This is a genomic window from Alcaligenes faecalis (assembly GCF_041521385.1).
GTDB lineage: Bacteria > Pseudomonadota > Gammaproteobacteria > Burkholderiales > Burkholderiaceae_B > Alcaligenes > Alcaligenes faecalis_E.
Genome location: NZ_CP168006.1, coordinates 1,728,352 through 1,746,435, shown reverse-complemented (window position 1 = coordinate 1,746,435; position 18,084 = coordinate 1,728,352). Strand labels below are relative to the sequence as shown.

The 18,084-nt window shown below is 55.6% G+C and carries 15 protein-coding genes; 12 read left to right on the top strand and 3 right to left on the bottom strand.

The features are described from left to right. Entirely contained in the window at positions 1-831 is an 831-nt protein-coding gene (locus tag ACDI13_RS07870) for a helix-turn-helix transcriptional regulator (RefSeq protein ID WP_316989668.1), read from the top strand. A 128-nt stretch (positions 832-959) separates the two neighbouring features. Here the strand turns inward: ACDI13_RS07870 and ACDI13_RS07865 are convergent, their stop codons facing one another. Next, the gene (locus ACDI13_RS07865) at positions 960-1,802 is read right to left on the bottom strand and encodes an AraC family transcriptional regulator (protein WP_316989705.1); all 843 of its coding nucleotides are present in this window, start codon (positions 1,800-1,802) and stop codon (positions 960-962) included. Positions 1,803-2,029: 227 nt separating this feature from the next. Here ACDI13_RS07865 and ACDI13_RS07860 point away from each other — a divergent pair, with 227 nt between their 5' ends. Together ACDI13_RS07860 and ACDI13_RS07855 are read left to right on the top strand one after the other, a co-directional pair. Then, positions 2,030-2,920 carry a DMT family transporter gene (locus ACDI13_RS07860; RefSeq protein ID WP_316989669.1) on the top strand — a complete coding sequence of 297 codons (891 nt, stop codon included), beginning with the start codon at positions 2,030-2,032 and terminating at the stop codon, positions 2,918-2,920. A 56-nt stretch (positions 2,921-2,976) separates the two neighbouring features. Continuing rightward, positions 2,977-3,675, top strand: coding sequence for a phenylalanine--tRNA ligase beta subunit-related protein (locus tag ACDI13_RS07855; protein WP_316989706.1), 699 nt, complete (start codon positions 2,977-2,979; stop codon positions 3,673-3,675). A gap of 85 nt (positions 3,676-3,760) precedes the next feature. Here the strand turns inward: ACDI13_RS07855 and ACDI13_RS07850 are convergent, their stop codons facing one another. After that, on the bottom strand, positions 3,761-5,194 hold the full coding sequence (locus ACDI13_RS07850) for a DHA2 family efflux MFS transporter permease subunit (protein ID WP_316989670.1): 1,434 nt from the start codon (positions 5,192-5,194) through the stop codon (positions 3,761-3,763). Positions 5,195-5,271: 77 nt separating this feature from the next. Between ACDI13_RS07850 and ACDI13_RS07845 the strand changes: the two genes are divergently transcribed. The 4 genes from ACDI13_RS07845 (at position 5,272) to ACDI13_RS07830 (ending at position 8,213) form a co-directional block, all read left to right on the top strand. Next, positions 5,272-5,463 (top strand): DUF3460 family protein, encoded by a 192-nt coding sequence (locus ACDI13_RS07845; protein WP_316989671.1) that lies wholly within the window; start codon positions 5,272-5,274, stop codon positions 5,461-5,463. A 45-nt stretch (positions 5,464-5,508) separates the two neighbouring features. Continuing rightward, positions 5,509-6,351: a ScpA family protein gene (locus ACDI13_RS07840; RefSeq protein ID WP_316989707.1), complete on the top strand. Its 843-nt coding sequence runs from the start codon at positions 5,509-5,511 to the stop codon at positions 6,349-6,351. Between the two features lie 11 nt (positions 6,352-6,362). Beyond that, positions 6,363-7,211, top strand: a complete 849-nt coding sequence (gene panC, locus ACDI13_RS07835; protein WP_316989672.1) for a pantoate--beta-alanine ligase — start codon at positions 6,363-6,365, stop codon at positions 7,209-7,211. Between the two features lie 726 nt (positions 7,212-7,937). Further along, a complete protein-coding gene (locus ACDI13_RS07830) occupies positions 7,938-8,213 on the top strand; it encodes a LuxR family transcriptional regulator (protein ID WP_316989673.1) in 276 nt (91 codons plus the stop codon). Position 8,214: 1 nt separating this feature from the next. On the opposite strand, the gene ACDI13_RS07825 is transcribed toward ACDI13_RS07830, so the two are convergent. Beyond that, entirely contained in the window at positions 8,215-8,853 is a 639-nt protein-coding gene (locus tag ACDI13_RS07825; RefSeq protein ID WP_316989674.1) for a hypothetical protein, read from the bottom strand. A gap of 134 nt (positions 8,854-8,987) precedes the next feature. On the opposite strand from ACDI13_RS07825, the gene coaE reads away from it, so the two are divergent. The 5 genes from coaE (at position 8,988) to ACDI13_RS07800 (ending at position 18,083) form a co-directional block, all read left to right on the top strand. Continuing rightward, the gene (gene coaE / locus ACDI13_RS07820; protein WP_316989675.1) at positions 8,988-9,590 is read left to right on the top strand and encodes a dephospho-CoA kinase; all 603 of its coding nucleotides are present in this window, start codon (positions 8,988-8,990) and stop codon (positions 9,588-9,590) included. A gap of 48 nt (positions 9,591-9,638) precedes the next feature. Then, entirely contained in the window at positions 9,639-10,394 is a 756-nt protein-coding gene (gene zapD / locus ACDI13_RS07815; protein WP_316989676.1) for a cell division protein ZapD, read from the top strand. A gap of 226 nt (positions 10,395-10,620) precedes the next feature. Continuing rightward, entirely contained in the window at positions 10,621-11,892 is a 1,272-nt protein-coding gene (locus tag ACDI13_RS07810; protein WP_316989677.1) for an efflux RND transporter periplasmic adaptor subunit, read from the top strand. A gap of 3 nt (positions 11,893-11,895) precedes the next feature. Further along, positions 11,896-14,982: a multidrug efflux RND transporter permease subunit gene (locus ACDI13_RS07805; RefSeq protein ID WP_316989678.1), complete on the top strand. Its 3,087-nt coding sequence runs from the start codon at positions 11,896-11,898 to the stop codon at positions 14,980-14,982. After that, positions 14,979-18,083 carry an efflux RND transporter permease subunit gene (locus ACDI13_RS07800; RefSeq protein WP_316989679.1) on the top strand — a complete coding sequence of 1,035 codons (3,105 nt, stop codon included), beginning with the start codon at positions 14,979-14,981 and terminating at the stop codon, positions 18,081-18,083. Before ACDI13_RS07805 ends, ACDI13_RS07800 begins: the two co-directional genes overlap by 4 nt. Position 18,084: the final 1 nt, after the last annotated feature.

Genomic DNA, 18,084 nt, shown 5'->3' with positions numbered 1-18,084 from the left:
ATGGGAACGACGGGGCCTAATCCGGGCGGTGCCGAGAGCGCGTCCCAAACCCGGCGTCAGGCTTTGGGACGTTTCTTGCGTCATGCGCGGGAACGCATCCGGCCTGTCGACCTGGGCCTGGCCCCCGGCGTGCGCCGTCGCACTCCTGGTTTGCGTCGTGAAGAAGTGGCGCAGCTGTGCGATATCAGCACCACCTGGTACACCTGGATCGAGCAGGGCCGCGACGTTACCGTGTCTCCCACCGTCTGCGCCCGCTTGGCAACGGTCCTGAAACTGGCCCGGGCCGAGCGCCACTACCTGTTTGAACTGGCCGACTGCGCCGACCCCGAGCATTGGCAAGGTGATATTCAACCCTTGCCGCAAGGCCTGAGCGCATGCGTCGATAGCATCTCCGCCCCGGCCTACATTCTGGATCGCAGTTGGAACGTCTTGGCCCGCAACGAGGCTTTGCTCAGCCTGTTCGATGGTTGGCCGGACCGCAGTGAGCAGCCCAATTTATTACGCTATATCTTCCTGGACCCCGCCGCGCGTGAGCTGGTGGTGGACTGGGAACAGCGTGCCAGCCGCGTCGTGGCCGAATTCCGCGCCGACGTAGGTGCCCATGCCGATGAAGCCGATGTACAGGCCCTGATCCAGGAACTGGCGCATCAAAGCCAGGTATTCGCTTTCTGGTGGGGACGTCAGACCGTCGTGGAGCGAGAAGGGGGCTTACGGGATTTTCGACACCCCAGCCAAGGCGTGCGCCGCTTTCAGCAATTTACCTTTCGCCTGGCAATACGCCCGGACTGCAAGCTGGTGATGTTGCTGGAGGATGAGGATAAGCCGGTTTAAATTGGCGTCCTTATTATTTATTTTTCAAGATTGGTTTTTCTGCTAATCAGGTTTTTTCAATAAAATAAATTATAAAAATTATTGATTGCTTATCTATCGATTTGAATTAATTCTAGGATTCTCTTCAATTACTTGAGCACCGGAAAATGCTGCATTTTCCGAGATTGAGAAAGGGTGCCGGGCGTCAGGCCATAACTTGAGACGAAATGGCGTGTTAAGTGGCTTTGATCTGCAAAACCCGATAAAAGAGACGCTTGAAGCAAGGTGTGTCCTTGCATGATCAGGCGGCGTGCCATTTGCAGCTGACGCTGTAGCCGATACGCATGAGGTGGCAATTGCGTGACAGCCTTGAACGCTCTTAGAAATTGGAATCGGCTTAAACCGGCTTCCGTTGCCAGCTCATTGAGCGAGACCGGGATTTCTGGGTGGGCATCAAGACGAGCCTTCGCTCTGGCCAATTCGGCAGACAGAATCTCGGCTTCCGTGGGCTGAGTATTTCCAAGCAGTGGCACCAGAATTTGAAAAAGCTCCTGCTCCGTAATTTCATCGATCAGCCCTGGCTTTGGTTCGCGCTTTGGATCGGTTAATGTCGCGTACAGGCGCTGGAATGCCATAACTGCGGAGGTGTCGCTCAGAACAGGATGGATGAATTCCACCCCGGCGCTATGCCCCATGGACTGTGCAAATTGAGCGATCAGCTCTGGGTCCAGATACAGCATGCGCCAGGTTCTTGCCTTGCCTGCGACGGGTCTTCCATCATGAACTTCATTGGGGTTGACGGTAATCATATTGCCGTTGGTTGCCCGTACCTGTCCGCGGCCACTGGCTGAGTCTTGGGCCCCGCTGACTACTACCCCTATCCCAAACTGATCGTGAGTATGTCGACCAAACGATTGGCTGGACATCGCCTCAACGGCGACGATATCTGTCTGCCCGCATACCCTTGCTTCAAATTGCTTATTGACCTTCATCTGGGACATTTCCTTTCCTTGTCTAAGAACACACTTCGTGTTCCTGGATGAATAGGGAAATTATTATTCTAGTCGCTTTCTATTTTTGTTTTTATCAAAAATATAGTGCTTCGTCTTGAAGGCTGCGGCTTTTTTATGTCCTTGCAATATCGTTCAAGATTTTTCTTTATCAATGCTATTAAATGCCAAGGTTATTACCTGAATTGATTTGCGTCCAAGGGGAAAAGATGTCAAGTCGCACGCTTGGCTATGTATTGTTGTCCTTGGCCATGATGACGGTTGGGTCGACTGTCATTGCGTCCAAACTGATCGCTGGCAGCATGCCTGCGTTTTTGGCAACAGCGCTTCGTTTTGCGCTTGCCTTGCCGGTTTTGCTCGCCCTGGTGTTCTGGCAGCGAGAGCGGTGGCCCAAGTTGATGTTTCGGGACTGGGTGCTGTTACTGCTCCAGGCCGGGGCGGGCAGTGTTGGCTATACGACTTTGCTGATAGCCGGTTTGTCCCATCTGTCAGCGGCTGATGCGGGTGTAATCATAGGCACATTGCCCGCCGTATCTGCGCTTTTCTCCGTGATCGTTCTGGGTGAACGGCCAGGGCTAAGGCTCCTGATCAGCGTCGTGCTGGCGACCTTGGGCGTCATGGCAGTGGCCTGGAAAGGAACCGGCCCGAGTTCGTCGATTGGCATGTTGTACATCCTGGGGGCAGTGGTTTGCGAGAGCGCATTCATTTTGCTGAACAAACGCATCCCTGTGCCGCTGCGGCCTTTATTGCAGGCCACCACGATGACAGGTCTGGGCCTGCTGGTGTCCTTGCCCTTTGCTTTTCATGAATTACCGCCTTCCATGCCAGATGCCGCAGCGATAGGCGCAGTGGTTTGGTATGCGCTTGTCCCTACTGTTGCAGGGTTTTTGCTGTGGTATGGCGGGGCGGCGCGAGTCAGTGGCAGCGAAGCGTCTGTGTTTACGGCGGTTGCTCCTTTGACAGCCGTCACCCTGGCAGCGCTGGTTTTAGGGGAGCAGATTGGGTGGGTACAGATTGTGGGTGTCGCCACGGTCATTCTTGCCATTTTTGTGTTGACCTTCCCGGTGCGAGCCCGAGCCCGAACCGCACTGACGCAATAGGCAGTGTGCTTGCCTGTATTTCACATTTTCAATCGAGGAAAGGTGCCTTGCATACCATGTACTTCAATCATTCTGACACTGTGTGGAACCGCTTTCCGGGGCTGACGGCATTAGTCCTGGTTTTACAAGGGGTGAAGGCAGCCGAGCTACAAAACGATGCCCTGAACAGTACATTCACGAGGGTCAGCCAGTTACTGGAGCAGGGGCCGGAGAGCGAGCTCCCGTCTATTCAGGCCTGGCGTCAGGCTTACTCCCAGATGGGCATGAAGCCGACCCAATACCGCTGTGCAGTTGAAGCATTGCTGCGTCGCTTTCGTAAAGACGGACACCTGCCTGGCTTTCATCCTTTGATCGATACCTTGAACGCAGAGTCTATGCAGGCAGCCATTCCGATTGCGGCATTTGACTGCGCCCATATTTCTGGAGGCATCACAGTTCGGCCTGCCTATGGCACGGAGATTTACCGAACCTTTCAGGGTGAGGTCGAACATCCAACAGAAGACGAGATTGTGTTTGCCGATGAGGCCAACCATGCGCACTCACGTTGCTGGGTTTTCCGGCAGGGGGCTCAGTCCGTGGTCTCCAAAGAGTCAGATACGGTGCTGGTCGTCGCGGAGGCATTACATGAGCGGGCCCATGAGGATCTAGAGGCCTTGCACGAACGCATCACGATACGTGCGGCTGAGCTGGGCGTGTCTATTCAGAAAGCCGAGATGCTGAGTCAGTCATACAGGCGTTTTGAGTTCGTTTCGTAGCTTTATTACTAGACTAAAGCCCGTTGTAAACATGCTGGCTGATGAGGGGGCAAGCATGTCTGATGAGCTATAAAACCGTTCGGGCCTACTTCTTCTGCAAAGACTCCCCATCACTGGCTGACAGCCGGGCAAAAGACAGGCTGGAGATTGCGGTAATCGCGCCCAGAATCAGAAAGGCCCAGATCGTATCTTGCGTCTCTACACTGTTGGCCCCGCGCAATGCCATGCTGACATTGAGCGTCACCGCAGCACATGCCACGCCCAGGCTGATGGCCAGTTGCTGCGCCATGGCGGCAAAACTGCTGGCCTGGCTCATGGCTTCGGATTCCAGGTCGGCGTAGGTCAGGGTATTGACTGCGGTGAACTGCAGGGAGCGGAAGAAACCGCCTGCGGTCAGGACGGCAATCATGAGCCACATGGGGGTGGTGGCCTGGAACATGGCGCACAGGGCGATGAACAAGCCTGTTAGCCAGGCGTTGACGATCAGGACTTTGCGAAAACCGTAGCGCCGGATGATGGGTGGAGCCACCAGTTTCATGCCCAGAGCGCCAATCGCGCCGGTGAAGGTGATCAGACCCGCCGACAATGCACTCATGCCAAAGTTGGTTTGCAGCATGATTGCTAACAGAAATGGCGAGGCCCCTAGCGAGAAGCGGCACAGATTGCCGCCCAATACAGAAATGGCAAAGGTCTTGGTGCGTAGCAAGGACAAATCAATAATGGGATAGGCTACTTGCCGTGCATGCCAGATGTACCATGCTCCCGCGACCAGACCGGCCAGGGTCAGCCATCCCAGAGTGGCCCAACTGATGGTGCCGTGGCCTACGTTCTCGAAACTGGTTACCAGCGTGGCCAGACAGATGGCGCTCAGGATAAAGCCCAGCCAGTCCAGGGGTGGGCGCTCGGTGGGGTAGTCCTCGCGGATATAGCGCAGTACCAGGGCAATGCCCAGCACCCCCACGGGGATGTTGATCAGGAAAATCCAGTGCCAGCTGGCATACGTGACTAAAAAACCACCCACAGGCGGGCCGATGATGGGGCCCAGCAAGGCGGGTAAAGTCAGCACCGCCATGGCGCTCAAAAGCTCATCTTTAGGGACGCGCCGCAGTAAGATAATGCGTCCTACCGGCACCATCATGGCCCCGGCCATGCCTTGTATCACGCGGGAAATAATCAGTTGGGACAGGGTCTGGGACAGTGCACATGCAACAGAACTGGCGGTAAAGAGTAGAATGGCGGCTAGGAACACCTTGCGTGCACCAAAGCGGTCTGCCGCCCACCCACTGATAGGAACGAATACAGCCACGGCCAGCAGGTAGCTGGTAATGATGGTATTCATGCGGATGACACTGGTATCCAGCGACAAGGCCATCGTGGGCAGGGCAGTGGCGACAACCGTAGAGTCCAGCATTTGCATGAACAATGCACATCCCACAATGTAGGGAATAATGCGTATGGCTCGACGCTCTTGAGGGGACAGGGTCGCCGGTTTGACGGCTTCAGTCTGTTCAGATGCCATGCGGCGAACTCTCTGGTGTGCGGTGCAGTAAACTCAAACTTTTCTGTTATCCAATTTATTTTAGGCGTACAGGTATTATGGCAAAGAATTTCGAATCCGAAATTACCCAGTTTCTTAAACAATATAAAGATCAGAACCCGGATACCGAAGCACGGCAGCGTGAAGGCCGCTATCGTTTGTGGGACAAGCAGATTGATCAGGAACTGCAAGATGGTTACAAGGCTGCTCGTACGCCTCAAAAACCATACGTGTACTACGAAAACAACTAAATCTGTACGTCTGCGCCTGTGACTGAGATTGCACAGCAGCCAGTTGTGGATACGCCAGCGCCTCAGCCCGAGGATGTGCTGGCGCGTCTTTATGGTGAGCCGCTGTTTGCGATCCCCCAGGATCTGTACATCCCGCCTGATGCGCTGGAAGTGTTTCTGGACGCTTTTGAAGGCCCGCTGGATCTGTTGTTGTATCTGATTCGCAAACAGAACTTCAATGTACTGGATATTCCGATGGCCCAGGTCACCGGGCAGTATCTGGCTTATGTCGAGCAGATTCGCGCCACGAATCTGGAACTGGCGGGCGAGTATCTCTTGATGGCGGCGTTGCTGATCGAGATTAAATCGCGCATGTTGCTGCCGGTGCGGCGCGCGGATACGGGCGAAGAAGTTGAAGATCCACGGGCGGAGCTGGTACGTCGCCTTTTGGAATACGAGCGCATGAAGGAAGGCGCGCGTCGTCTGGACGAGTTGCCTTTGATGGGGCGCGATTACCTGCTGGCCAATGCCCAGGCCGAACTGGTTGTGGAGGCCATCCCGCCGGAGGTGAGTGCGGAGGATTTACGCGAAGCCTGGCTGGGTATCTTGAAACGTGCCAAGCTCAATGCCAGTCACAAAATTACGCGTGAGCAGTTGTCGGTGCGCGATCACATGAGCCAGATTCTGCGACGTTTGCAGCATGTGCGCTTCATGGAGTTTACTGAGCTGTTTAATGAACGCCTGGATCAGGGTGATCCGGCGGCGGTGCTTGTCGTGCATTTTCTGGCCATGCTGGAATTGGCACGAGAGTCACTGCTTGAAATCACGCAGGCCGAGCCCTACGCTCCTATTTATTTGCGCCTGACCTATATTCGAGCGCAGGCCGATGGGCCTGATCTTATTCCGTAGCGGAGAATTTTTTGAAAGTCGTCCATAACATCCAAGAACTGCGCGATCAGCTCCAGGGCCAGACACGCGTGGCATTTGTTCCAACCATGGGGAATCTGCATCGGGCTCACCTGGACTTGATGAAGATGGCTCGCCAACATGGCGATCCGGTGGTAGCCAGTATTTTTGTCAATCGTCTGCAATTTGGCCCGAACGAGGATTTCGACCGTTATCCGCGTACCTTGCAGGATGATGCGGCCAAGATGGAGCAGGAGCGCGATGTCTACGTCTTGTTTGCTCCCTCGGAGCGCGAGATGTACCCGGAGCCGCAAAGTTTCCGTGTTAGCCCGCCTGATCATTTGGGTCGAATTTTGGAAGGCCACTTCCGTCCGGACTTCTTTGAAGGCGTCTGTACCGTTGTGCTGAAGCTGTTTTCCTGTGTGCAGCCGCGTGTGGCGGTATTCGGGAAGAAGGATTATCAGCAACTGATGGTGGTGCGTCAGATGGTACGCCAGTTCCAGTTGCCGGTAGAGATTCTGGCTCACGAGACGGTACGTGAAGAGGATGGGTTGGCCATGTCTTCACGCAATCGCTATTTGAGCCCCGAGGAGCGCGCCCAGGCTCCGCAGATTTATTACGCGCTGCAGGAAATGAATGAGCGTTTGCAGCAAGGTCAAAGCCGCGAAGAGATCGAGGCTTATGCGACCAAGAAGATGACGGATCTGGGCTGGAAGGTGGACTATATGGCCTTGCGTCGTCAGTCGGATTTGCTGGGACCGACGCAAGAGCAAATTGCAGCCGGTGAGCCTTTGGTGGCATTGGCTGCGGCCAAATTGGGCACAACGCGCTTGATCGACAACCTGGAAATGGTTAAAGCCTGATTTCTTGTGTTATTTGGTGAGAAAAGCACAGTTTTTACTGTGCTTTTTTTATATCTGTGTGGTTCGATTCTGTGTCTGTGTCTGTGTCTGTGTCTGTGTCTGGTTTTCTGGTCGCTGGTGGTAACAGGCCATGTTTATTCATGCTGGGGATGGACTCAGTAAGACGCCACTCTGACGCGCCGCTCAGGGGAGCGGCTGACTACTTGCCGGTGCTGTGCACCGGTGCCCTTGTCGAGAGATAGCTACGGGCGCACCCTGAACTCACCCGGTACTTGGTCCGCCGGACCAAGTACAAGCGTCGGGTTCAAACAGCAGGGTGCTTGCATCCCTCTGCGCTATCTCCCGACTGCGGCAAGCAGTCTGAATCGCCGTTCCCCTGAGCGGCGCGTCAGAGTGGCTCATAGCCGTCGATGGCCATCTCTGTTGGGAGTTTATGGGTGGGATTTTGTGCTCGTGCCTACCGCTAAGTGAATTTGACCTAGGTGATTGATGTGTTTGAGGTGGTGAGAGGGGACTGGTTTTTCCTATGCTTATCACCAATTTGTCGGATGAAATGGCTGTTTTTCGGCGCATTACAAACCTTGTTCTTATATTAGTCATGTGACAAAAACATCCCGTATAAGTTAACAGTCGTGTAGTCCCTGCCTAAAATGACAAACTCTGTCTATGGTTAATTCTTCACATCGCAGGCGGTCTGTTCGCCTGGTACAGATATACGAGACTGACATGGTATTGAATAGTCATTTACCCGCTTCTGTGTTGTTTGAAAGTCTGACTCCGCGCGAGCGCGACGTGCTGTCTTACATCGCCATTGGCAAGGCGAATAAGGTGATTGCGGCTGAATTGGCGATTTCCCAGCGTACGGTGGAGGCGCATCGCGCACGCGTTTTTCAGAAATTACGTGTGCGCAATGCGGTTGAATTGACTCGTTTTGTGTTTAGTGAACCAGGCCTGCGGGATGTGTTGCCGCCCAGCTTGATGGGCAGCCTGTCCGTACCGTAGCTTAGCGGCAGGTGGGGTTGGCCTGACCGTCCAGCTCGCTGACCGGGTCGATGTCGGCTTGGCGAGTCAAGTGGCTTTCCAGCGTGGGGCGCTGCTGGTTGAACGTGTTGATACGCAAGACGTTGTTGTTTACAAAGCTCAGGTCGGCCAGGGTCGAGTCGTTATTGGCCAGCAAGGCGATACGGGTGGGCTGTGTGCCGATTGGAACCCAGCAGCCGCTCATGCGGTGTTCTTCGCCAGCACCCAGTGGGGTGGCACGCAAGCGCCATTGGCCAGCAGGAGCCAGGGTTACGCTGATTTTGTAGGGCTCACATGCGCCGCCTTGCGGTGGGCAGGACAGGGTGCCCAGAAAGGTTTTGGGCTCGGCCAGCTCTGGAACGCTACGGTCAACCATGGCGGCGGGCTGTTCGGCGCGGGTCGGTGTAATGGCGTGCAGGCCTTCCTGGTTGCCAAAACCCAAATTGATTTGTGAGGGGGCGCGGGTGGTACTGCTGCCTTGTGCTTGGCGCAGGGCGTCCTTCTGGGTGGAGCCACGGCCCTCGTTAGGGCTGGGCTGTACAGGTGCCTGGGCACATGCGGCCAGCAAAACAACCGAAAGCAAGGTCAGGGAACGCAGAGGGAAAATCGTGGAGAAAGACATGGCGGGCTTCCGTGGACGGGTTGATAGCTGAATTCTACGCTAGACCAGGGGGGGCGGGACAGTTTCAGGCCTATTGCGGGTAGGAGGATTGGCGCGGGTACGTTACAGTTTGGATTTTTATCTGTGGATTGTGCATGCTGACGATTGGGCTGACTGGTGGAATTGGATCGGGCAAGAGCCAGGTGGCCCATTTTTTTGCCTCTTGGGGGGCGGCCGTTGTGGATACGGATGTGATCGCACATGAGCTGACCGCGCCCGATGGCCTGGCCATTGAACCGATCCGCGCCGCTTTCGGTGCGCAGGCCTTGGCAGCAGATGGTTCCATGGATCGGGATTGGATGCGGGCCTGTGTGTTTGCTGACCCCAATGCCCGCCATCGCCTGGAGGCCATCATTCATCCCTTGATTTGGGATGTAACAAAAGCACAGGCCTTGAAAGCGCAAGGATGTTATCTTGTTGTGGTTGTACCCTTGCTGGTGGAGTCAGGACGATGGCGTGACCGTGTGGACCGGATTTGCGTTGTGGATTGTGATGAAGCGACCCAGATCGCACGCGTACAAAAGCGTAACGGGCTGGCAGTGGACACCATTGAACGTATCATGGCAGCACAGGCGCAACGTCAGCAACGTTTGGACGTGGCTGATGATGTGGTTCTGAACGATGGGCAGACGACTTTACCTCTGTTGGAGGCGCGGGCGTGGGCAGTTCACCAACGTTGGTGTGCCTTGACGACCTGACAACATGACGTGTCTGGCCCTATAGTCGACAAAAAAGGTTTTAAACGCGTGACTCTATACGAATACCCTTGCAATGAGCGTGTCCGGGCTTTACTGAGAGTCGAGTATTTGTTCGATAGGCTGTTTCATTTTTCAGCCAGCCAGGATGCGTACTCGCATCAGATTGCTGTAGCGACTTTGTTTGATTTGCTGGACATCTCGGATCGGACCGATTTGCGTTCTGCCGTTCTTCAGGATCTGGAGCGTCAGCGCGTGGCGTTGGCTGCGCTACGTGAACACCCAGGTGTTGAGCTGCAGGCGCTGGACAAGATGATTGAGCAGATTGTGCGTGCGGCTGCTGACCTGTCGGCCCAAGGGCGGGTGGGGCAGGGCCTGCGCGATAATGAATGGTTGACCAGTTTGCGGGGCCGGGTTGCTGTACCCGGCGGTACGTCCCAGGTGGATATGCCTTCATATTATTCCTGGCAGCAGCGTCCCGATACGGATCGTGTCCAGGACTTGCGCCGCTGGTCGGAGTCTTTCCTGCCGCTGTATCACGGTCTGGCCTTGATTTTGCGCTTGCTGCGCCAGTCGGGCGACCCGGCTGACCTGTTAGCCCGCGACGGTTCCTATCAAGAAATGTTGGCAGGCAAGACCTTCCAACTACTGCGTGTGTGGGTGGATGCGGGTGCGTGCATCTATCCGGAAATGAGTGCTAACCGCTACGTCATCTGGATACGCTTTGTGCAGCAAGACAATCAATTAAAACCGCAGGCCGTCACGGCTGATATCCCCTTTAGGCTGGCCCGTTGCAACTTCGGCTGAAAATGCTGTTCATATAAGGTTCAGACAGCCGCTTTTATACTTGCGGTGCCAACTTGGTCTAGTCGGGATACGGTTTTTTTCAGGGCTTGTATCCCTTTATCGTTTCAGACTCATTGCGATCGTGGTTTGGCGGCATAATGCGTGTCGCTGTCACGGTAAGTAGTGCTTATTAAACGCTTATGTAGACCGTGCATAGAGACAATCAAGTTTTAGCCGGGGAGTATTCATGTCGGAGTTGAACACAGGCAGAGGTCGGCGTTCCCGATCCTTCTATGTCTGGGTGGTGGTAGGGCTGCTGCTGACAGCAGGTCTTATTTATTACGCCTTGTCTTCCCCCTCAGATACGCCTACCTCCATGCGCGGGCCACGTGGCATGATGGGGGCCACCAAAGTCCCGGTTCAGGTCGCTACAGTCAAGCCAGGTTTGATTGATCAAGCGGTCAATGCGATTGCCACGGTCAAGCCTTTGCAGACAGTCGCGGTACGCGGTCAGGTCGATGGCGTGCTGGAGCGCATTCACTTCAAGGATGGTCAGCGTGTGAAGGCCGGCGATTTGTTGGCCGAAATTGATCCGCGTACCTATCAAGTGCAGTTGGATCAGGCACGGGGACAACTGGCACAGAGTCAGGCCCAACTGAAAGGGGCGCAGCAGGAGCTGGCCCGTCATCGCATCCTGTTTCAACAGAATTCGATTGCTCGTCAGGCCTTGGAGACCAAGGAAACGGCTGTTCAGCAACTGCAGGCACAAATCAAATCCAATCAAGCAGAAGTCGCCCGTACCCAGGTGCAACTGGACCGTACTCGCATCACGGCGCCCTTGGATGGTCGCCTGGGCCTGCGCAAGCTCGATCAGGGTAATCTGGTCTCTGCCGGTAATACTGATGGGATCGTCGTGATTACTCAGGTTGATCCCATCGGCGTGGAGTTCTCCTTGCCGCAGAATCAATTGAGCAGCTTGCTGGCGGCCATGAAACAAAGCGAATCGCCTTTGCCAGTGTCTCTGATCGACAGCACAGGTCAGCTCTTGTCGGATAAAGGCCGTTTGCAGGCCTTGGATAATCAGATCGATATCAATACCGGCACGCTGAAAGTGAAGGCCGAGTTTGATAATGACGACGAAACCCTGTTTGCCAATCAGTTTGTGAATGCCCGCGTTTTTTTGGGTCAGGAACAAGGTCTGCTGATCCCATCACATGCGGTGCAGCGAGGTTCGGTAGGTACCTATGTGTACACCCTGGATGACGAGGACAAAGTTCATATTCAGGTCGTGGAGTTAGGTACCGCCACCCTGGAGTCGACACTTATTAAAACTGGCCTGAAAGAAGGCGATCGTGTGGTGGTGGAAGGGACTGACCGTTTGCGCGAAGGCTCGGAGGTCGACGTGATGCAGCAAGATGGTCAGACCAAGGAAAAAAAGGCGCCCACTGATGCAGGCGCTCAGCCAGAGCAAGACACACGTCCGGGTGAGGGTCGCCGTCCACGTCCTGCAAGCGAGTAAGCCGTGAGCATGTCGCGTATTTTTATCCTGCGCCCGGTGGCTACCACCTTGGCGATGGTGGCTTTGCTGGTGTCCGGTTTGCTGGCCTATCGCATGTTGCCCGTAGCCGCTTTGCCACAGGTGGACTACCCCACCATTCAGGTGGTGACGCTTTATCCAGGTGCCAGCCCGGATGTGGTGGCGGCCTTGATTACGTCTCCGCTGGAGCGGCGCTTTGGCAGTATGTCAGGACTGTCGCAGATGATCTCGTCCAGTTCGGGCGGGGCATCGCGCATTACCTTGCAGTTCGATTTGGGCTTGCCCTTGGACGTAGCCGAGCAAGAGGTGCAGGCGGCGATTAATGCCGCCTCCACGATGCTGCCCAATGATTTGCCCGCTCCGCCTATCTACAACAAGGTCAATCCGGCTGATACACCAGTCATTTCCCTGGCGGTGACCTCCCCCAATATGCCCTTGCACGAGGTGCGAGACCTGATTGATGTACGGGTCGCACAAAAGCTCTCGCAGGTGACGGGTGTGGGATTGGTCAGCATTGCAGGTGGTCAGGAGCCGGCCATGCGGATTCAGGCCGATCCCAACGCCTTGGCAGTGCGTAATCTGACGCTCAATCATTTGCGGCAAGCCGTGGTCGCAGCCAACGTGAACCAGCCTAAAGGGAATCTGGACGGGCCACAGCGTTCCACCAGCATCGGTGCCAATGAGCAGTTGAAAACAGTACAGGATTACGAAAACCTGATTATCAGCTACAAGGACGGCGCAGCGGTACGCCTGGGCGAGCTGGCCAAGGTTGTGAGGGACGCTCAGGATGTGCGTCAGGCTGCCTGGATGGGTGCTGTGCCCGCGATCTTGCTGAATATTCAACGGCAGCCTGGGGCCAATGTCATTGATGTGGTTGACCAGATTCAGAGCCTGTTGCCCGAGATCCGCCGCTCTTTGCCGGTAGGCGTGGATGTGACAGTCGCCACGGACCGGACCCAGACCATTCGGGACTCCGTTGACCATGTGCAAAAGGAAATGATGCTGGCCATTGTGCTGGTGGTGCTGGTGACCTTTGTGTTTCTGCGCACTTGGACCGCCACGCTGATTCCCAGCGTTGTTGTGCCCATTTCTCTGATCGCTACCTTTGCCATCATGCTGATGTGGGGCTTCAGTATTAATAACCTGACCCTGATGGCCTTGACGGTTGCCACGGGTTTTGTGGTTGATGATGCGATTGTCATGATCGAGAACATCGCCCGTTACATCGAAAAGGGCGAAACTGCCTTGCAGGCCGCCTTGAAGGGGGCGGCGCAGATTGGCTTTACGCTGCTGTCCTTGACCATCTCCCTGATTGCCGTGCTGATCCCGCTGCTTTTCATGAGCGACGTTATTGGCCGCCTGTTCCGTGAGTTTGCCATTACCCTGGCCGTCGCTATCCTGCTGTCTCTGTTCATTTCGCTGACGCTCACACCCATGATGTGCGCGCGCATGCTCAAGCCCGAGAACGAGCGCCAGTATGGCCGCTTCACCACCTGGTTGGGGAATCAGATGGACCGCATTATTGCGGCTTACGATCGTGGCCTGATTGTCGTGCTGCGTCACCAGACGCTGACCTTGTGGGTGGCTCTGGGCACAGTGGTGTTGACGGGCCTGCTGTACGTGATCGTACCCAAAGGCTTTTTCCCGCAACAGGATACCGGCCTGATTCAGGCGATTACCCAAGGACCGCAAACCGCGTCGTTCCGCGCAATGGGGAATTTGCAGCAGCAAGCGGTGGCGATTGTGCTGGAAGATCCGGATGTAGAGGCCGTTACCTCTTTTATCGGGGTGGATGGCACGAACGCCACCTTGAACAATGGCCGCCTGCAAATTGCCTTGAAGCCCATTGGCTCGGGCCGGGCCAGTGCCAACGAGATCATGGACAGGCTCAATGAGCGCCTGAAGGATATTCCCGATTTGTCGGTGTATCAGCAGTCCATTCAGGAACTGACGGTGGACGACCAGATCAGCCGCAATGTGTACCAGATGGCCTTGTCTGACCCGGAAACAGAGGTGTTGACCACCTGGATGCCGCGCTGGCTGGATGCTGTCAATGCTTTGCCGCAGATTAAAGAAGCGTCCATGAGCCTGCAAAACAATGGTTTGCAAGTGCTGCTGGATATAGACCGGGATGCGGCGGCTCGTGTGGGCGTGACCAAAGCCAATATTGACGATGCCTTGTATGACGCCTTTGGGCAGCGTTTGATCTCGACGATTTATACGCAGTCTGCCCAATACCGCGTTGTGCTGGAAGTCAAGGATCAATATCGCCAAGGTCCGCAGGATCTGGAGAACATCCATGTGATGACGGCAGCAGGCATACCTGTGCCGATTACCTCCCTGGCGCGTATTCAGCAGGTGCCAACCACGCTGTCGGTGGAGCGTTTAGGGCAGTTTCCGTCCGTGAACGTGTCCTTTGATCTGGCCGATGGTTATTCCTTGTCTGATGCCATTGAAGCCATTGAAACCGTGCCCGACCAGATCGGCATGCCCACCTCGATTGATACCCGCTATCTGGGTGCCGCCAAGGCGTTTCACGCGTCCTTGTCCAGCACACTGTGGCTGATGCTGGCTGCCGTGCTGACCATGTACATCGTGCTGGGCGTGTTGTACGAAAGCTATATCCACCCGATCACTATTTTGTCGACCTTGCCCTCTGCGGCGATTGGGGCGCTGCTGGCCTTGCTGTTGGCCGGACGGGATCTGGACATGGTAGGGGTGATCGGGATCATTCTGTTGATTGGTATCGTGAAAAAGAACGCCATCATGATGATCGACTTCGCGCTGGAGGCGCAGCGTGAACAGGGCATGAAACCGCAAGAGGCCATTCACCAAGCTGCCTTGCTGCGTTTCCGCCCCATCCTGATGACTACCCTGGCGGCCTTGTTCAGTGCCATTCCACTGATGCTGGCGACCGGCTCTGGTGCCGAGCTGCGCCAACCTTTGGGATTGGTGATGGTGGGGGGATTGCTGGCCAGCCAGGTGTTGACCTTGTTTACGACCCCCGTTATCTACCTGTTCTTTGACCGCTTTACCCGCCGTGGTGCTCAGTCGGTACGCGAGTCGTCATGAAGCGTTTGCTAGGGCTGTTTATCTTCCGGCCAGTGGGCTCCAGTCTGCTGGCGCTGGCCATGGTGCTCGTGGGGGCTTTGGCTCTGCGTTTATTGCCGGTGTCATCGTTGCCGGAAATGGATTTCCCGGTGATTGCGGTCTCGGCAAATTTGCCCGGTGCCAGCCCGGAAACCATGGCTTCCAGTGTGGCGACCCCGCTGGAGCAGGCTCTCGGTTCTATTGCCGGTGTCTCTGAGATGAGCTCTCGCAGTAGCGAGGGTTCCACTCAGATCGTATTGGTGTTCGACCTGGACCGGGATATTGAAGGGGCTGCGCGTGATGTGCAGGCTGCTATCAATCAGGCTCGCCCGATGTTGCCGTCGGGCATGTCCAGTGTGCCTACCTACGAGAAGGTCAACCCTTCGTCCATGCCCATCATGGTGCTGGCGCTGACTTCGCAAACGGCCAACAAGGCGCAGCTATTTGATATGGCCAGTGGCATTGTTCAGCAAAAACTGGCTCAGATTCCGGGGGTGGGTTCAGTAGACGTGGGCGGTGGCTCTTTGCCTGCGGTACGGGTGGGGCTGAACCCTAAGGCTTTGGCCTCGGCTGGTATTGCGCTCGATGATGTGCGCTCGGTGATCAATAACGCCAACAGTTTGCGTCCCAACGGCTATCTGGAAGGCGAGCAGGGCCAGTGGCAGATCAATTCGGGCAAGCAATATAACCAGGCCCGTTTTTTTGAGCCACTGGTTCTGAAGAATCAGGACGGGCAGGTGATCCGTTTAAGTGATGTCGCCAAGGTCGAGGACTCCGTTGAGAACATTCACAGTCTGGGGTATTGGAATAACCAGGAAGCAGTCCTGCTGATTGTGCGTCGTCAGGCGGGGGCCAACATTATTGAGACCGTCAATACTATCCGTGAACGCTTGACCAGTATCGAGGAAATGCTGCCTAGCCAGGCGCAATTGACGGTAGCACAGGATCGCACCCCCAGTATTCGGGCCACGCTGGAAGAGGCTCAACTGACCCTGATTATTGCGGTGGCCCTGGTGGTGCTGGTGGTCTTGCTGTTTCTGCGAAATTGGCGTGCTGCCTTGATTCCGGCCATTGCGGTGCCCGCTTCCTTGATCAGCACTTTTGCTTTCATGCATTTGTTCGGCTTTACGCTGAACACCATTTCCTTGATGGCCTTGATTGTGGCCACCGGGTTTGTGGTGGATGACGCCATTGTGGTGCTGGAAAGTATCATGCGCCATCTGGAAAAAGGCCTATCCCCGATGCGGGCGGCTTTGCGCGGGACGCGTGAGGTGGGTTTCACCGTCACGGCCATGAGCTTGTCGCTGGTGGCGGTATTTATTCCCTTGTGGTTGATCGGGGGGCTGGCCGGGCGCCTGTTCATGGAGTTTGCGGTCACCTTGTGTACGGCTGTGTTGGTGTCCCTGGTGATCTCCTTGATGCTCACTCCCATGATGTCCGCCCGATTGCTGCGACCAGGGCCGCAGGAGCACGAGTCTGCCAACCCTGTCAGCCGCATGCTGGGCTGGATAGGCAGCGTTAGCTGGCGTGCTTATCGTCGCTCTTTGAATTGGGCGCTCAAGCATCATCGCCTGATGTTGTTCTCCTTGTTTGCCACGATAGGGCTGAATGTGTACCTGTATGCGGTGGTGCCCAAGGGGCTGTTTCCGCAGCAGGATACCGGGCAGTTGATGGGTTTTTTCCGGGTTGATAGGGGCACTTCGTTCCAATCTATGGAGCCTAAGCTGGAGTACTTCCGTTCCATCTTGAACCAGGACCCGGACATCCGTTCGGTGGCGGTATTTGCCGGTGGCCACAGCGGTAGCACTTCGTCCTTCATTCTGGTTGAACTCAAGCCCATGGATGAGCGCAAAGCCAGCACAACGGATATTGTGAATCGCCTGCGTGATCCTTTATCCACCACGCCGGGTGCGCGCATGTTCATGGTGCCGCAGCAAGATATTCCAGTTGGCAGCGGGGGCGGCGGGCGTAGTGGCTCCTATGACTATTCCTTGCTGGGTAGTGATCTGGAGCTGCTGAAAACCTGGTTGCCCAAGGTTCAGCAGGCCATGGCCGAATTGCCTGAGCTGGTGGACGTGGACACAGGCACAGATGACAAGGCGGGCCTGGTTCAACTGGAAATTGATCGGGATATGGCCACGCGCCTGGGCATTGATATGTCCATGGTGGCGGGGACCTTGAACAATTCTTTTTCTCAGCGTCAGGTTTCGACAATTTTTGGACGTTTGAACCAGTATCACGTGGTCATGGAGGTGGAGCCGCGTTTTGCCCAGGATCTGGAGTCCTTGAAGGAGATCGAGGTCGTTGCCAAAGACGGCACGCGCGTGCCTTTGTCCGCTTTTACGCGCTTTACGACGGGCACCGCGCCGCGCAGTATTAACCATATGGGTTTGCTGGTAGCCGAGTCGGTGTCTTTTGGTCTGGCTGAAGGCGTCACCCTCAGTCAGGCTACAGAGGCCATTGAGCAGGCCATGGCCCGGATTCAGTTGCCTACCCGCGAGATTCAGGCCGGCTTTGAAGGTAATACGGCTCAGATGCTCGATGCCCTGGCCAAGCAACCCTTGATGTTTCTGGCTGCTTTGGTGGCTTTGTATATTGTCTTGGGAATGTTGTACGAGAGTTATATGCACCCGCTTACCATTCTGTCCACCTTGCCATCGGCTGGGATTGGGGCTCTGCTGGCCTTGATGATGACCAGTGGCGAGTTCAACCTGATTGCCATGATCGGCGTGTTCTTGTTGATTGGTATTGTCAAGAAAAACGCCATCATGATGGTGGACTACGCCTTGCAAATGGAGCGTGAGCGTGGCATGGACTCGCGTGAGGCCATTTATGAAGCCTGCCTGGTGCGCTTTCGTCCCATCATGATGACGACCTTGTCCGCTATTTTTGGTGCTGTTCCCTTGATTCTGGCTTCCGGGCCGGGCGTGGAAATGCGCCAGCCGCTGGGGGTCACCATTGTGGGCGGTTTGGTGCTCAGTCAAATCTTGACGCTGTACACCACACCGGTGGTTTATCTTTATCTGGATCGTTTGCGCCATCGCTTCATGCGCCGCAAGAACCAGACAACTTTGACTATATAAG

Excerpts from the sequence above, each read along its gene's own strand:
- ACDI13_RS07830 (WP_316989673.1), top strand. The coding sequence starts at position 7,938 with ATGGTATTGAATAGTCATTTACCCGCTTCTGTGTTGTTTGAAAGTCTG.
- ACDI13_RS07845 (WP_316989671.1), top strand. The coding sequence starts at position 5,272 with ATGGCAAAGAATTTCGAATCCGAAATTACCCAGTTTCTTAAACAATAT.
- coaE (WP_316989675.1), top strand. The coding sequence starts at position 8,988 with ATGCTGACGATTGGGCTGACTGGTGGAATTGGATCGGGCAAGAGCCAG.
- ACDI13_RS07855 (WP_316989706.1), top strand. The coding sequence starts at position 2,977 with ATGTACTTCAATCATTCTGACACTGTGTGGAACCGCTTTCCGGGGCTG.
- ACDI13_RS07800 (WP_316989679.1), top strand. The coding sequence starts at position 14,979 with ATGAAGCGTTTGCTAGGGCTGTTTATCTTCCGGCCAGTGGGCTCCAGT.
- ACDI13_RS07860 (WP_316989669.1), top strand. The coding sequence starts at position 2,030 with ATGTCAAGTCGCACGCTTGGCTATGTATTGTTGTCCTTGGCCATGATG.
- ACDI13_RS07870 (WP_316989668.1), top strand. The coding sequence starts at position 1 with ATGGGAACGACGGGGCCTAATCCGGGCGGTGCCGAGAGCGCGTCCCAA.
- ACDI13_RS07810 (WP_316989677.1), top strand. The coding sequence starts at position 10,621 with ATGTCGGAGTTGAACACAGGCAGAGGTCGGCGTTCCCGATCCTTCTAT.
- ACDI13_RS07865 (WP_316989705.1), bottom strand. The coding sequence starts at position 1,802 with ATGAAGGTCAATAAGCAATTTGAAGCAAGGGTATGCGGGCAGACAGAT.
- ACDI13_RS07825 (WP_316989674.1), bottom strand. The coding sequence starts at position 8,853 with ATGTCTTTCTCCACGATTTTCCCTCTGCGTTCCCTGACCTTGCTTTCG.
- ACDI13_RS07850 (WP_316989670.1), bottom strand. The coding sequence starts at position 5,194 with ATGGCATCTGAACAGACTGAAGCCGTCAAACCGGCGACCCTGTCCCCT.